The sequence below is a fragment of the Streptomyces atratus genome (assembly GCF_014648655.1).
Lineage (GTDB): Bacteria > Actinomycetota > Actinomycetes > Streptomycetales > Streptomycetaceae > Streptomyces > Streptomyces atratus.
Map to the genome: position 1 here is coordinate 265,843 of NZ_BMRN01000001.1, position 13,011 is coordinate 278,853.

Below are 13,011 nucleotides of genomic sequence, written 5' to 3' on the forward strand. Positions count from 1 at the left end.
CCTTCCAGTGCGGTGGGACGCACAGCGGGTTGCAGCAGAGGACAGAAAATAGAAGAGGCGGTACGGGCCGCTGCCCGTACCGCCCGATTCTGTGCATGCTGCCGCTACTTCACCGCGAGCACCAGGGTGTCCGACGGCGACGCCCAGACGGCCCGTGCCTCGCCGAACCCCGCCTCGCGCAGGGTGTCGGCGTGCCACCGCACGGACGGCATGTCGCCGTCCGCGTGCTCGCCGTAGATCTTGTACCGCTCCGCGGTCGGTCCGGCGAGGACCGGGTCCTTGGCGGCGAGGGCCCACCAGTCCGCCCAGTCGAGAGCGCCCTCGGCCTTGGCGCGGTCCATGGTTGCGTGGCGGTGGGCGCGTTCGGCCGCGTTGATACGGGGGGTCTCGGTGTCGATCATGTGGTCGGCGTTCATGAACACCCCACCCTCCCTGACGAGTCCGCCGATCCGCCGGTAGAGCGCGGTCAGCGGTTCGGTGTGCAGCCAGTGCAGGGCGGTGGCGGTGAGAACGGCGTCGTACGAGTCGTACGGCAACTGCCCTGCCCAGTCCGGGTCCTTGAGGTCGGCGGTGACGAAGCTGACGCGCTCGTCGCCGTCGAAGTAGCCGCGGGCGATGGCCAGGAGCGCCGGGTCGAGGTCGACGCCCGTGCTGGTGGCCTCGGGGAACCGCTTGAGCAGCCGGTCCGTAATACTTCCCGTACCGCATGCGAGGTCGAGCACTCTCGGCCGGGGCCCCACAATGGCCTCGACCATGTCCAGCATCACCCGGAACCGTTCCTCGCGGTCGGGCATGTACCACTCCTGCTGCCGGTCCCAGCTCGCCTGCCAGGCCGTCCAGTCAGTACCTGTCGTTGTCTCCGCCACGAGGAACCTCCCATGTAATACCCTGGACCCGTAAAAGCCCATTACATCGTTCGCTGCATCGACTTTAGACCGACGCCGTAAGGACTACAAGTGGAACTGGCCTATTACTCGGACTATGCCGTGCGCCTGGTCAACACCGAGGAGCCGGCCCGCAACAAGGACTCCCTCACCTCCGTCGAGGCGGTCCGCGAGCTGTTCGGCGTCAACCAACAGGCGGCCCGGCGGGCGACCGACGCGGATGTGACCCGCTTCCGGTCCGTACGGGCACGGCTGCGCGCGGTCTTCGAAGCGGCCGACGGCGGTGACGAGACACTCGCCGTCGACCTGCTCAACTCGCTGCTGCTGGAGTTCCCGGTCAGCCCGCAGATCTCCGGGCACGATCTCCGCGACGAGGACGGCAAGCCGGACTGGCACATGCACCTGGCCGACCACCCGTCGAACGCGACGGCCGGGTACGCCGCCATCGCGGCGATGGGCCTCGCCTTCCATCTCACCTCGTACGATGTGGGCCGGCTCGGTCTGTGCGAGGCGGCGCCGTGCCGCAACGCCTACCTCGACACCTCGACCAACCGCTCCCGCCGCTACTGCTCGGACCGCTGCGCGACCCGCGCCAACGTGGCCGCCTACCGGGCCCGCAAGCGCCTGGAGACGGAACGGGCCGCCGCCACCGGCCGCAGCGCGGAGACCGCCCAGGTCACCACACCCCACAGCGACCGCTGATCCTTCTTCAGCGGCCGGTAGCGCGCCCGGACCCTGGCCAGCACGAGCTCCTCGGGCACCGTCCCGTAATCCGTGCTGTCACCGCCCGCGAAGGTGTTGTCGGCCAGCACCCACCAGCCACCCCGGCGGCGCTCGGCGGCCCGCTTGACGATCAGCAGATCCTGCTGGAACGGATGGCGCAGAATCACCACGTCCCCGGGGCGCACCGTCGCCCCGTACTGCACGAGCAGCCAGTCCCCGTGATGGAGCGTGGGCACCATCGACGGCCCCGTCACCTCCACCACCTGGAACGGCACACGCGCAGCCGGCCCCCGCCCGGGCTGCTCCTGCGCCGGCTCAGGCAACTCCGGCACCTCCCGCATCTCTCCGGCACCTCCCCGGTCCATCCAGTACACCGTCCCGTACAGCGTTCCGTACATTCGGCCACTGGGCCCATCCTCACCCTGGACTTTTGGCCTAAGCCCATGGGGGCACCCACTGAATCCCGTCTCTCACGGAGTAATGTCCCACCTGAGAAGACGATCACGAGGAAGGACAGCTCAATGCTTTCCCGCCTGTTTGCCCCCAAGGTGAAGGTCAGCGCCCACTGCGACCTGCCCTGCGGCGTGTACGACCCGGCCCAGGCCCGCATCGAGGCGGAGTCCGTCAAGGCCGTCCAGGAGAAGTACCAGGCCAACGAGGACCCGCACTTCCGGGCCCGCGCGGTGGTCATCAAGGAGCAGCGCGCCGAGCTCGCCAAGCACCACGTCTCGGTCCTGTGGAGCGACTACTTCAAGCCCCCGCACTTCGAGAAGTACCCGGAGCTGCACCAGCTGGTCAACGACGCCCTGAAGGCGCTGTCGGCCGCGAAGGCCTCCACGGACCCGGCGACGGGCCAGAAGGCGCTGGACTACATCGCCCAGATCGACAAGATCTTCTGGGAGACCAAAAAGGCTTGATCGGCCCGCCGTTCAGCCCCAGGTTGGACCGCAGGTCAGAGCAGGAATTCGAAAGGCCCGACCGCTTCGAGCGGTCGGGCCTTTCCGCCTTTCGTAGATCGTTTGGGAGCCCGCCACCCTGCCGCCTCATCCACCCTGTCGGCCAACGACTTCTCCCACGCCTCCTGCAGGCCCCGAGCGATGCCGAGTTCCGGCGACGTATGCGAGTACGTCCCCTCAACACCCTGCAGCTTGTGGCCCATCCGCTCCTCGACCGCAACCCGCGGATGCCCCTGCTCGTCCAGCCACACCTTGTGTCCATGACGCAGACCGTGCGGCACCATCTCCGCAATGCCTCCCACGGCCGGCAGCCCGCGGCTTGAGCGCGGCGCCCCTTCCTGGAGGGCTCCTCTTCCTGCCCTTCGACGCTCGGGTGCCAGAACCGGCCGTAGAACTGATCGTCAACCCTGAGCGGCTTGCCTCGCTGGGACGGGAACACGAGGACCTCGTGGGCATTCGCCGCGAGCAGCTCGGACAGCAGCTCACCGAGGAACGGCGGCAGGATCAGCGTGCGGTACGAGCTGTACTTCGGCGGCAGCAGCGTGAACCCCTTCGCCAGCTTCAACTTTTGGCCGGCGCGCAGCAAGGGCACCCCGTCCGGCCGCGCCGAGCACGGCGCCGACTACTACCTCGCCCACATCCTCGACAAAGTCCGCAAGCTCAATGCGGCCGTCGCCGCTCTGAAGAAGGAGAACTGACCCATGCCCGGTCTTACTTTGCCGCCGCAGGTGGACACCGTCCTGTAGTCGAGAAGACCTACGCCCGCGACCTCACCGAGCGGGTGCTGGCCGCGTTCCTCCAGGCGTTCGTCGGATCCCGGGGCGCATCGAGGGCGACCCGTGCTCAGGCCCCGCCGTTCTAGCTAGGCCTGGCTCGCCCTTACCTGTAGCTCCAGGCAATGTAGATCACTTCCTCGTTGTGCTCGCGGCGGCGGGACTGAAGAGCTTCGGCCGCGTATGCCGCTACAGCGTTCCCCGCCCCGTCCATAACCGTGAGCCCCGCCGGGATGTGCTTCCCGCCGTTGGCGATCAGCACCGGCTGACCGTCCCGGTACTCGACCGACAGCGTGGCAATGTCTTCGGGCTTGACCTCGGATGCCGGGATGAGCACGGGTTCGGTTGCTTCGGTCGGCAACTGAACCTTGGCCGGACCCTTTGAGTTGGGCGTGGTCTCGGGCATGTCATCTCCTCACTGGTCGACACATTGCCGACCAGGCCAGAGCGTTTCAGTACGCATAGTAACCGAGCAACAACTCTCGGCGAAACGGACGGTAATCGACATTGTGGCGCAAAGGTGCGATACCCAACTCGGACGCCTACGGCCCACGCCGTGTCCGTCCGGCGGACCGCCGCCGCTCATGAACCACCGCCCCCTGCCCGGCTTCGGTCGGGCAGGGGGCTTTCGTCATGCTGCTTCGTACCGGTGGGCCCGGCCGCCCTGAAGAGGTCAGCGGACGTCGAACGAGTGGGTGTTGTGGTAGTTGACGGTGCTGCAGGCGGTAACTCGGGCATAGATGGGGGCGCCAGTAGAGCCGGGGTTCAAGCACAGGTTGTGGGCCTGGTTCTTGAGCTGATACCGGTTGACCTTGGTGGATGCCTGCATGCTGAAGATCTGCTCGTCCCAGCGGGGGTCACACGGACGCTGCTGAAGGGCTTCGGTGTTGCCTCCGCCCACAGCGGTGACACACATGTCACTGTTGAGATTGCGCAGCAGGAAGGTGCTGCTGGTGACCGGATCGATGGCCCACTTCTGGGCCAGGTCGTCGGTGTCGACCTGGTACTGGACCTCGGCGCCGCCGACCGTCGAGTTACCGGCGACACCGAGGACGAAGCCGGTCTGCCAGTTGCGGACCTTGGTGCCGCTCAACGGCCCGGTCGCGTCGGCGGTGCCCACCGCGAGTGCGGTCGCACTCAGCACTACGGCGATCACGGCGCAGGCAGATCGAATGCGCATGAAGGACTCCTCCACTTTGGTTAGATCGCGCTTCGCATCCGATTGAATACGCAGCGTTACGTAACGTACTGCACCGACTCATGGGTCCATCGCCAACGCACCGCAACGATGGAGTGACTCGACTCCCCCGACCAGGCGGCCAACCGTCACCACCACGCCCCCTGTTCCGGCTACGGCCGGCCGGGCAGGGGCGGTTTCGTGCGTCTGGGGTCAGCCGTCGTCGTCTGTGGCGGGGTGCCGGGGCGATCTCCACCGCCTGATCCGGCTCCCGCGCAGCCGCCGCAGCTGTCGCCTGCCGAGCCATGTACACGCCGCGGTCGCGGCGGGCAGTCTCCGGAACGATGGCGAGGACCTGCGACCACAGGGCGCCGGCCTCCGCGCCGAGACCGAGTCGCCCGTAGCAGGTGGCCCGCTGAACTTCGAGGTACCCGGGGGTCCGGCGGCAGGCGTTACCCCAGGGCAGATCGTCGTCTACGCGGGGAAGCAGTACGTCGGCCCGGTCGATGAGGTGGTCGACGAGGTCGCGGTCACCGGTGAGGCTGGCGCCATGGGCCTGCTGCTGCATGGCCATGATCCTGACTTTCGGAACGAGCTGGTCGGCGTCATCGAGTGCGGCTTCGCAGAGGCCGACAACTGCGTGTCCGTCGCCGAGATCTGTCCTGACCTGGGCCTGGTTGACGAGCGAGTACCCGATGAGGTGCGGGTCACGGGACCGCATCGCGATCTCTTGGGTGACGCCGCGCCAGAAGGCTGCGCCGTCCATGTCTCCGGCGTCCTGGTACAGCCACCCGACGAGCGCCGCGTAGGCCGCACCGACCCGCAGGAGACCGCGGCGGGTCTCGCCCTTCGCGGAGCGGACCAGTTTGTCGATGAGCTGGTACTGCGCGGACACGGTGCCGATCAGGTCGTGTGGGCCGAGGAACATGTCGGCCCGGTAGTGGCCCTCCAGCTGCTGCTGGAAGTAGTCGATCAGGGCGGGGTCAACGTGCTGCGGCGCGACCGATCCCCGAGCGGTGAGATCACCCGCACGAACTGTCGACGCTGCGGCAAAGAGGTGCACGGCATCGACGGCCGCTATTCGTGCCCGCTGTGTGGCTGGGTGAACCATTGGAGCGAGGGCCACACGACCCTGCCCACAGGACGCGACGACAACCACTAGTAGCCACGCACTCAAGACCGCCCCGGCCGGCCGCCCCCCCCCGTCGGCCGGCCGGGGCTCACTCGCGTACGAGGTCGGCGAGCGATATGTGAAGTGCGGCAGCGATACGAACGAGCGCACTGCAAGACGGATCGCTGGTGCCCCGTTCGATGCGCTGGAGTGTGCGCCGGTTGATATTGGTCATCTCCGCGAAAGCCTCCTGCGTGAGGTTGGCCTGTATGCGGAGGTCCCGTACGCGGTCCCCGAACCGTCGGAGCTGTTCGGAGTTCAGGTCGGGTTCGTCTCGGGGCACGCGACAAAACTGTGACCTGCGTGATCTCGCGTCAGCGACTCATGTGTCGCTTTTTGTGATCACGATCCACGACGGCCGTCCGTTCGCCGAGCACCCCCGGCGAGCGGGCGGCTTTTCCCATGCACGGGGCGGGCTGGGAGACGTGGGAGAGAAATTGGGAGATGATCAAGAGGAGTCGTTGCATTGGTCTGCGAGATACTGCTAGATGCTGCGAGATAGGCAGAGCAGGTAACCGCAGGTCAGCGCCATATTCGCAGGTCGGCACCACACCCGACTAGCGTCCCGCCGGATCGACAAGATCTTCTGGGAGACCAAGAAGGCTTGATCGCCCCGCCCCACCCCGGCGACCGCGGCTCCGCCGCGGGCCGGACGGACAGCCGGAAGGGCCCGACCGCTTCGACGGTCGGGCCCTTCTGCGTGCCCGGAACGCCCTGGAGACGTACGGGAGATGCGGTGAGCCGGTCGGCTGCGGCGCCGGCGGGATTCGAACCCGCGGACGGGGAGGGCAGGTCCGCCCGAACCCCCTCAGCCGGCATGAGGGGGACCTCCCGCACGCCGATCGCAATGGGCCGCTCCGCCACGGCTCCGCAACCTGCGGGCCTGCGCAGTCCCGTTCCGGGGAGCGTAAGATCAACACCCGGCAGGAGCAAGCCGTTTGTCCGGCGGGGCGGTCGCGCCCGCCCGGCGTGATCTCCACCATCGCCGTGACTTTACGGGCGCTCGTCCAGTCCGGGGCCGTGTGGAGCCGAACGGCGCCGATACCCCTCTTCATACCTGGCGGACGGGAATGGTCCCGGCCCGGACCGGACACCAGCTGAGCCGCGACTGTCCGCTGTGGGCCGGGGCACCACCGATCCCCCATGTGCGACCGATGAGTTTCCGGGGCGGGATCAGTCGGTATGGGTGGACATCCGCACACGACTGGACAGGCGCTCACGACAGGAGACAGCGATGACCACCGAGGGCTTCACCACATGTCTGTGGTTCGACGGGCAGGCCGAAGAGGCGGCGGAGTACTACCTCTCGGTCTTCAAGAACTCCCGCCTCGGCAGGATCGGCCGCTACACCGAAGCAGGGCCCGGGCCCGCCGGATCGGCGATGGCGGTCGAGTTCGAGATCAACGGCCAGAAGTTCGTGGGGCTGAACGGCGGGCCGCAGTTCACCTTCAACGAATCCATCTCGTTCCAGATCCACTGCTCGGACCAGAACGAGGTGGACTACTACTGGAGCAGCCTCACCGACGGGGGCGAAGAGGGGCCCTGCGGCTGGCTGAAGGACAGATACGGCGTCTCCTGGCAGGTCGTCCCCGAGGCGCTCATCGATCTGATCGGCGACCAGGACGCCGAGAAGGCCGCGCGGACCACCGCTGCGATGATGACCATGAAGAAGCTGGACATCGCCGCGTTGCGGACAGTGCACGACGAGGGCTGACAGGGCACAGATGCCGGACGGGGGTCGATCCGTCCGGCATCTCCGCGTCATCGACGGGCGGGCCGTTGCTCACCGACGCGCGCCACCACCTGCTGGACGCGGACCGAGGAAGGCGCCGGCGAGCAGGGCGCCGGCCAGGACCAGTGCCGAGTCGACCAGGATCGCGACCGAGACTCCCGACAGGACACCCTCGGGTCCGGTGTCACCGAGGGCGGACATCCGGGCGGTGACGACGGCGCTCATCACCGGGATGCCCATGGTGATGCCGACCTGCTGGGTCATGGTGGCGAGGCCGGTGGCCAGGCCCTGTTCCTCGTCGGGGAGACCGGAGGTCGCGGTGACCATGAAGCCGACGATCACCAGCATGTTGCCGATGCCGCCGATGAAGGTGGCCACCAGCAGAAGCCAGATCCAGGCCCCCGACGTCCCGAGCGCCACCAGACAGAGCGTGGCGACGGCCTGGATGACGCCGCCGGTGACGATGGTCATGCGGCTGCCGTACCGGCCGACCGCACGGCCGCCGAACGCACCGCCGATCACGGTGCCGATGCCCAGGACGCCGAAGGCGAGACCGGTGGCGAGCGGTGAGTAGCCCAGGACCTCCTGCAGATAGAGGGTGAGCAGGAAGACCAGTGAGGTCTCGGTGACGAAGGCGATCAGGCCGACGGTATTGCCCCAGATGACGCTGCGCCGCTTCAGGATGCGTACGGGGACCAGGGGCGAGGTGGCCCTCTTCTCGATGGACCAGAAGCCGAGGAGGAGCGCGAGACCTGCGAGAAGTGCGACCAGGGTGGTGGGCGTGGTCCAGCCGGACTCACCGGCCTGGGTCAGCCCGTAGACGAGCAGAAGCAGTCCGCCGGTGACGGTCACGGCTCCGGGAACATCGAGCCGGGGGCGTCGTGCGGGACGCGAGTCGGTGATGACGGCCGGGGCGAGGAAGACCACCAGGGCGGCCACGGGCACGTTGACGAAGAAGGCCCAGCGCCAGGAGAGCAGATCGGTGAGCAGGCCGCCGAGGATGGCTCCGGCGGTGAATCCGGTGGACATCAGCGCGCCATTGAGGCCCAGCGCGCGTTCCCGCAGCGGGCCTTCCTTGAAGGCCGTGGTCAGCAGCGCGAGTCCGGCCGGGGTGACCGCCGCCGTGGCGAGACCCTGCAACACCCGTGCGGTGAGCAGAACTTCGGGCGAGGTGGCGAGACCACCCAGGGCGGAGGAGAGACCGAGGACGACCATGCCGCCAAGGAACAGCCGTTTGCGGCCCACGAGATCGGCTACGCGGCCGAACAGCAGCGTGAAACCGGCGGCGGCGAGCGCGAACGCGGTGGCGATCCACTGCAGGTGGGAGAGGGAGAAGCCGAGGCCCTCGCCGACGACCGGCAGTGCGACGTTCAGGATCGAGAAGTCCACGGCGATCATGAACTGTGCGCCGAGGAGAAGAGCGAGGACCAGTTTCTGCCGTCCGGTCATGCGGATTTCCGGGGACGGCACGGCGGGAGTGGCGTCGGTGATGTCGGGAGACTGGGCCCGGCTGGGTGCGGACATGACTGCCCTTCCTCAGAGAGAGGTTTTAATGGGACTATGGTTCCGTTAATTCGGGAGCCACCGTAACAGAGGAAGCTTTACTAATGGAACTGGAGACCCGTTATGACTTCTGAGGGTGTGGAGCCCGGCACCGTCCGGCCCGGTGGCCGTACCGCCCGGGTCCGTGAATCGGTCCTGCGGGCCGCGGGCGACGCCCTGGCCGAGCACGGCTTCGACCGCCTGGACCTCGCCGATGTCGCGCGTCGCGCGGAAGTCGGCAAGACGACCGTCTACCGGCGCTGGTCCACCCCCACCGGCCTGATCGCCGACCTGCTCGACGACATGGCCGAGCAGTCCTCACCCCGTACGGACACGGGTTCCCTGACCGAGGACCTCCGGGCCAATGCCCGGCTGGTGGTCACCACCCTCACCGATCCGCGGCAGGGCGCCCTCTTCAAGTCCGTGATCGCCGCTGCGACCTGCGACCCGCGCACGGCCGAGGCCCTGCACCGCTTCTACGCGATCCGCATCAAGGAGTGGTCCGGCTGCGTCACCGAGGCCGTCGAACGCGGGGAACTGCCCGCGGGCACGGACGCGGACGAGGTGATCCGCGCCGTATCGGCCCCCCTCTACTACCGGCTGCTGGCGAGCGGCGACCCGCTCGACGAGGCGGCGGCGGACCGTGCCGCCGCAGCCGCGGCCGCGGCGGCGCGGGCGGGCGCGTATGTGCGGTGAGGGGTGGTCAGCCGTCCCCGTCCCGCGCTCTTCGCCGCGTCAGCCGACCGGGTGGGCACGCAGACGTGCCGCCCACGGGTGGTCGGCGCCCTGGGCCAATGTGATCGTCTCGGTCAGCCAGGCGCGCTGGTCCGCGGTGAGGGTCGGCAGCGCCGTCGCGAAGTCCTGTTCGTCCTTGGGCCGCGGGGACTTGGCCTTGTACAGCAGCTGTACCTCAGGGGAGAGGTACGGGACGCCGTCCTTCGAGACCCGGCCGAGCCGGTCGAGCGGGAGCCGGATGCGGGGATCGCGGCGGAACAGCCAGTCGGTGCCCTCCGCGTCGTCGAGCATGAGCTGGATGCGCCAGGGCTCGGCGGGCCCGGGACGGCACCAGATGTCGTGGACGTGACGCGGCAGGACCTCGCCGGGGAGCCAGGGGCGCAGGGTGCCGGGAGGATCGGCGGCCCACCACTCCCAGCCCGCCAGGATCTGCTGGGCGGTGAGCTGGTCGCGGCGGAGCAGGAGTACGTCGATGTCGCCGTGGTCCCGGAAGGTGTGGCCCACGGCGAGTTCGACCGCGTATCCGCCCGCGATCCACCAGGGGGCGCGCAACGGGGCGAAGAGGCGGGCAGCCTCTTCGAGCGGGGCCGGATCCCATGGACCCCAGGGGGTTTCCGTACGCATGGGCTGTCGGCCCCTCTCCTCTTCCGATGCCGCCCGCCGTGGCGTCAGTCCGTTTTCAGCAGATGCCGATAGCTGTCCGGATGCTCCCTCAGATAGGTGGCCAGGCTCATCGCCGGATGCCCGGTGAGGTTCGGTACGGCATCCGAGACCGTGGACATCTCGCCGGTGGCGATGGCCTCGTACGACGTCACCCAGCCGGCCACCTCCCAGTCCTCGGCACCGTACTGCGCCCGTGAGGCATAGGCCTCCTCGCGGGTCTCCGGTACGTAGATGATGGTCCGGCCGGTGACCCGGCTCATTTCCTCGGCCGCTTCGGCGAGAGTGAACGCCTCGGGGCCCGTGAGGTCGTACGTGAGCCCGTCGTGGCGGGTGTCGGTGCTCTCGGTGTCGGCCGGCAGCACGGCGGTCGCGGCGTCCGCGATGTCCTCGTGCGCCACCGCCGACACCCGGCCGTCGCCGCCGGGACCACGCAGCACCCCGTCGGCTCCGGTCATCGCCGGGAGCCCGGCGAGGTACAGGCTGTCGCGCAGGAAGGTGTAGCGGACATCGGCGGCCCGGATGTGGGCCTCGGTGTGCCAGTGGTCCCGGGCGAAGGTGAACGTGGCGTCCGGCGCCGCGCCGAGGAACGAGACGTACACGATGCGTTCGACGCCCACGGCGACCGCCGCGTCCACGGCCGTCGTGTGCTGGCGCACCCGGTCGGGGCTCTCGTGCGCCGAGACGAGGAACAGCGTGTGCGCCCCGGCGAGGGCGTGGCGCATGGCCTCCCCGTCACCGTAGGGCGCGGGCGGTGCGGCGACGGCGCCGGGCAGTTCCGGCAGCCGGGACGGGTCGCGGCCGAGGAGCCGCACGGGCACACCGGCGCGCACCAGGCGCTGTGCGACACGGCCGCCGACCGCACCGCTCGCGCCGGTGACGGCGACGATGGGGGCGCCCGGGTCCATGGGGGGTGGGGGGTTCATGCGGGGTCGCCCTCCATTCGCAGCCAGGGGCGCACCTCCACGACCGCGTCCACCGGGACGGGTCCGTAGATGTGCGGGAACTCCTCGCCGCCGGGCGCGACGGACTCGTACCGTACGGGTGCCGGGAGACGGGCGGGATCGATGACGAGGACCACCAGATCCTGGTCGCCGGCCCCGGCCCGGCTCCCGGTGCCGTACAGCATCTCGGCCACGCCTGCGAGCTGGTGCGGCAGCGAGCAGTGGATGAAGCCCTCTTCGTGCAGGGTGCGGCCGCGGGTGGACATCTCGTACGTCCCGATCCCGCGGGCCGCCTCCCACAAGGGGCCTTCGGTGAGGTGCAGCAGCAGTTCGGCCATGGGCCAAAGCTAGCTGCGCCGACGCGTCCTGCGGGCCATCAGCGTGGCCGCCGATCCGGCAGCGAGCAGAACTGCCGCGATGCCGCCAGGAATCCATTCACCACCGTGGGAACCCGTGTTCGGGAGCGAGCCGCCGTGGCGTCGGCGTCGTCCGGCCGGTTGTGGTCGGGTTCGTGCGGCCGGGAGTGGTGGGGGTGGGCTTCGGTGCGGGGGCCGACTCCGCAGGCGCCGGGGGATTCCGGCTCCGAGGGGGCGGGGTGGGCCGCCCGTTTCCGATGCCCCCGGATACCCCGATGCGTAGGGCCATCGGGGCACGCCGTGCGCGCGAGCGCGCGTCAGGCCGTATCCACCAGCAGTTCGGCCTCCACCCGCGGGTCCAGACCGACCGCGGCCCGGTCCGGCCGTTGCGGGGCCGCGCCATCCAGTCCGACCAGCCACTTCCAGGTATCGGCGACCGTCTCCTCGACCGGCCGGCAGCGCAGACCGGCCGCGTACGCCTTGCTGACGTCGCCCCGGTGCATGGTGTCGTACAGCTCGCCCGGCGGCAGCCAGACCGGCAGGTCGCTCCAGGGCTCCACACCTGCCGCGAGGATGGTCCGAGCGGGTGTCCAGCGGAGTTCCGCGTCTGAGCCGGTGGCACGTACACAGGCATCCAGCAGTTGCCCCATGGTGGCGTGGCCGGGGCGGCTGACCAGGTTGTACGGCCCGTGCAGACCACCGCGCCCCGCGTCCAGGAGCCAATCGGCGAGGTCGCGGGCGTCGATGTACTGGAGCATCAGGTCCGGTGTCCCCGGAGCCAGTACGGGCCCGCCGCGGGCGATCCGCAGCAGCCACCAGGGGAGTCTGCCGATGTTCTCCCAGGGGCCCAGGATCAGTCCCGCGCGGGCCAGCAGGGCGCGGTCCCCGAAGGCGTCGAGTGCGGCCAGTTCGCCGCCGCGTTTGGCAAGGGGGTACGAGACGTCCCCACCGGCGTCGGGCGAGGCACCGGACACCAGCGGGCCGTCCTCGGGCAGACCGGCCGGGGCCGGGTAGTCGTACACGGAACGGCTGGAAACGTACGCGTAGCGGGCGGCCCGGTCGGCCAGCAGACGGGCCGCGTCCCGTACGGCCGAGGGGGCGCCGCTCCAGGTGTCGACGACCAGGTCCCACTCGGGCGTGCCCCCGTGGTGGCCGGCGGCTGCGGTCAGCGCGGCGAGGCCGTCGCCGGTGGTGCGGTCACCGAGGAGTTCCGTCACGCCCTGCGGGGGTGCGTGACGGCCGCGGTGGAACACCGTGACCTCCCAGCCGCGCGCGAGCGCAGCCTCGGTGACGGCGCGACCGACGAATTCCGTACCACCCAGCATCAGAAGCCTCATGGGACCGACTCTGCCCGCCGG

Annotated in this window: 17 protein-coding genes; 5 read left to right on the top strand and 12 right to left on the bottom strand. The window is 69.3% G+C overall.

The window, feature by feature from the left end; all coding sequences use genetic code 11:
* Window positions 1-104: 104 nt before the first annotated feature.
* Window positions 105-866, bottom strand: a complete 762-nt coding sequence (locus tag IEZ15_RS01080) for a class I SAM-dependent methyltransferase (RefSeq protein ID WP_229845676.1) — start codon at window positions 864-866, stop codon at window positions 105-107.
* 90 nt (window positions 867-956) lie between these two features.
* Here IEZ15_RS01080 and IEZ15_RS01085 point away from each other — a divergent pair, with 90 nt between their 5' ends.
* Window positions 957-1,586, top strand: coding sequence for a CGNR zinc finger domain-containing protein (locus IEZ15_RS01085; RefSeq protein WP_114246589.1), 630 nt, complete (start codon window positions 957-959; stop codon window positions 1,584-1,586).
* Here the strand turns inward: IEZ15_RS01085 and sodX are convergent.
* Window positions 1,490-1,948: a nickel-type superoxide dismutase maturation protease gene (sodX, locus tag IEZ15_RS01090; RefSeq protein ID WP_189273929.1), complete on the bottom strand. Its 459-nt coding sequence runs from the start codon at window positions 1,946-1,948 to the stop codon at window positions 1,490-1,492. The two genes, IEZ15_RS01085 and sodX, sit on opposite strands and share 97 nt — an antisense overlap.
* Before the next feature lie 180 nt (window positions 1,949-2,128).
* On the opposite strand from sodX, the gene sodN reads away from it, so the two are divergent.
* Window positions 2,129-2,524 carry a superoxide dismutase, Ni gene (gene sodN, locus IEZ15_RS01095; RefSeq protein ID WP_093899557.1) on the top strand — a complete coding sequence of 132 codons (396 nt, stop codon included), beginning with the start codon at window positions 2,129-2,131 and terminating at the stop codon, window positions 2,522-2,524.
* 35 nt (window positions 2,525-2,559) lie between these two features.
* Here sodN and IEZ15_RS01100 read toward each other — a convergent pair whose 3' ends face one another.
* Window positions 2,560-2,865, bottom strand: a complete 306-nt coding sequence (locus tag IEZ15_RS01100; protein ID WP_194535958.1) for a hypothetical protein — start codon at window positions 2,863-2,865, stop codon at window positions 2,560-2,562.
* Between the two features lie 207 nt (window positions 2,866-3,072).
* Here IEZ15_RS01100 and IEZ15_RS01105 point away from each other — a divergent pair, with 207 nt between their 5' ends.
* Entirely contained in the window at window positions 3,073-3,261 is a 189-nt protein-coding gene (locus IEZ15_RS01105; protein ID WP_189273463.1) for a hypothetical protein, read from the top strand.
* Window positions 3,262-3,442: 181 nt separating this feature from the next.
* Here the strand turns inward: IEZ15_RS01105 and IEZ15_RS01110 are convergent, their stop codons facing one another.
* The 4 genes from IEZ15_RS01110 to IEZ15_RS01125 all read right to left on the bottom strand — a co-directional run bounded on the left by IEZ15_RS01110 (window position 3,443) and on the right by IEZ15_RS01125 (window position 5,967).
* Window positions 3,443-3,742, bottom strand: coding sequence for a hypothetical protein (locus tag IEZ15_RS01110; RefSeq protein ID WP_189273465.1), 300 nt, complete (start codon window positions 3,740-3,742; stop codon window positions 3,443-3,445).
* Window positions 3,743-4,009: 267 nt separating this feature from the next.
* Complete coding sequence (locus tag IEZ15_RS01115) at window positions 4,010-4,480, bottom strand: RICIN domain-containing protein (RefSeq protein WP_506353031.1); 471 nt, start codon at window positions 4,478-4,480, stop codon at window positions 4,010-4,012.
* On the bottom strand, window positions 4,371-5,624 hold the full coding sequence (locus tag IEZ15_RS47775; protein WP_506353033.1) for an NsdA family TPR-like regulatory protein: 1,254 nt from the start codon (window positions 5,622-5,624) through the stop codon (window positions 4,371-4,373). Before IEZ15_RS47775 ends, IEZ15_RS01115 begins: the two co-directional genes overlap by 110 nt.
* Window positions 5,625-5,733: 109 nt before the next feature.
* Window positions 5,734-5,967 carry a helix-turn-helix domain-containing protein gene (locus tag IEZ15_RS01125; protein ID WP_189273469.1) on the bottom strand — a complete coding sequence of 78 codons (234 nt, stop codon included), beginning with the start codon at window positions 5,965-5,967 and terminating at the stop codon, window positions 5,734-5,736.
* Window positions 5,968-6,918: 951 nt separating this feature from the next.
* Between IEZ15_RS01125 and IEZ15_RS01130 the strand changes: the two genes are divergently transcribed.
* Window positions 6,919-7,398 (top strand): VOC family protein, encoded by a 480-nt coding sequence (locus IEZ15_RS01130; protein WP_189273471.1) that lies wholly within the window; start codon window positions 6,919-6,921, stop codon window positions 7,396-7,398.
* A gap of 69 nt (window positions 7,399-7,467) precedes the next feature.
* Here the strand turns inward: IEZ15_RS01130 and IEZ15_RS01135 are convergent, their stop codons facing one another.
* Window positions 7,468-8,940 carry an MFS transporter gene (locus IEZ15_RS01135; RefSeq protein ID WP_189273472.1) on the bottom strand — a complete coding sequence of 491 codons (1,473 nt, stop codon included), beginning with the start codon at window positions 8,938-8,940 and terminating at the stop codon, window positions 7,468-7,470.
* Window positions 8,941-9,042: 102 nt separating this feature from the next.
* Between IEZ15_RS01135 and IEZ15_RS01140 the strand changes: the two genes are divergently transcribed.
* On the top strand, window positions 9,043-9,654 hold the full coding sequence (locus tag IEZ15_RS01140; RefSeq protein WP_189273474.1) for a TetR/AcrR family transcriptional regulator: 612 nt from the start codon (window positions 9,043-9,045) through the stop codon (window positions 9,652-9,654).
* Window positions 9,655-9,693: 39 nt separating this feature from the next.
* Here the strand turns inward: IEZ15_RS01140 and IEZ15_RS01145 are convergent, their stop codons facing one another.
* The 4 genes from IEZ15_RS01145 to IEZ15_RS01160 form a co-directional block, all read right to left on the bottom strand.
* Window positions 9,694-10,317, bottom strand: coding sequence for a nucleotidyltransferase domain-containing protein (locus tag IEZ15_RS01145; protein WP_189273476.1), 624 nt, complete (start codon window positions 10,315-10,317; stop codon window positions 9,694-9,696).
* Between the two features lie 44 nt (window positions 10,318-10,361).
* Window positions 10,362-11,279 (bottom strand): NAD(P)H-binding protein, encoded by a 918-nt coding sequence (locus IEZ15_RS01150; RefSeq protein WP_229845677.1) that lies wholly within the window; start codon window positions 11,277-11,279, stop codon window positions 10,362-10,364.
* The gene (locus tag IEZ15_RS01155) at window positions 11,276-11,635 is read right to left on the bottom strand and encodes a DUF952 domain-containing protein (RefSeq protein WP_189273478.1); all 360 of its coding nucleotides are present in this window, start codon (window positions 11,633-11,635) and stop codon (window positions 11,276-11,278) included. Before IEZ15_RS01155 ends, IEZ15_RS01150 begins: the two co-directional genes overlap by 4 nt.
* A gap of 335 nt (window positions 11,636-11,970) precedes the next feature.
* Window positions 11,971-12,978, bottom strand: coding sequence for an NAD-dependent epimerase/dehydratase family protein (locus IEZ15_RS01160; protein ID WP_189273933.1), 1,008 nt, complete (start codon window positions 12,976-12,978; stop codon window positions 11,971-11,973).
* Between the last annotated feature and the right edge of the window lie 33 nt (window positions 12,979-13,011).

Coding starts and splice junctions, on each gene's coding strand:
- sodN (WP_093899557.1), top strand. CDS start 2,129: ATGCTTTCCCGCCTGTTTGCCCCCAAGGTGAAGGTCAGCGCCCACTGC.
- IEZ15_RS01135 (WP_189273472.1), bottom strand. CDS start 8,940: ATGTCCGCACCCAGCCGGGCCCAGTCTCCCGACATCACCGACGCCACT.
- IEZ15_RS01140 (WP_189273474.1), top strand. CDS start 9,043: ATGACTTCTGAGGGTGTGGAGCCCGGCACCGTCCGGCCCGGTGGCCGT.
- IEZ15_RS01155 (WP_189273478.1), bottom strand. CDS start 11,635: ATGGCCGAACTGCTGCTGCACCTCACCGAAGGCCCCTTGTGGGAGGCG.
- IEZ15_RS01150 (WP_229845677.1), bottom strand. CDS start 11,279: ATGAACCCCCCACCCCCCATGGACCCGGGCGCCCCCATCGTCGCCGTC.
- IEZ15_RS01145 (WP_189273476.1), bottom strand. CDS start 10,317: ATGCGTACGGAAACCCCCTGGGGTCCATGGGATCCGGCCCCGCTCGAA.
- IEZ15_RS01160 (WP_189273933.1), bottom strand. CDS start 12,978: ATGCTGGGTGGTACGGAATTCGTCGGTCGCGCCGTCACCGAGGCTGCG.
- IEZ15_RS01130 (WP_189273471.1), top strand. CDS start 6,919: ATGACCACCGAGGGCTTCACCACATGTCTGTGGTTCGACGGGCAGGCC.
- sodX (WP_189273929.1), bottom strand. CDS start 1,948: ATGCGGGAGGTGCCGGAGTTGCCTGAGCCGGCGCAGGAGCAGCCCGGG.
- IEZ15_RS01110 (WP_189273465.1), bottom strand. CDS start 3,742: ATGCCCGAGACCACGCCCAACTCAAAGGGTCCGGCCAAGGTTCAGTTG.
- IEZ15_RS47775 (WP_506353033.1), bottom strand. CDS start 5,624: ATGGTTCACCCAGCCACACAGCGGGCACGAATAGCGGCCGTCGATGCC.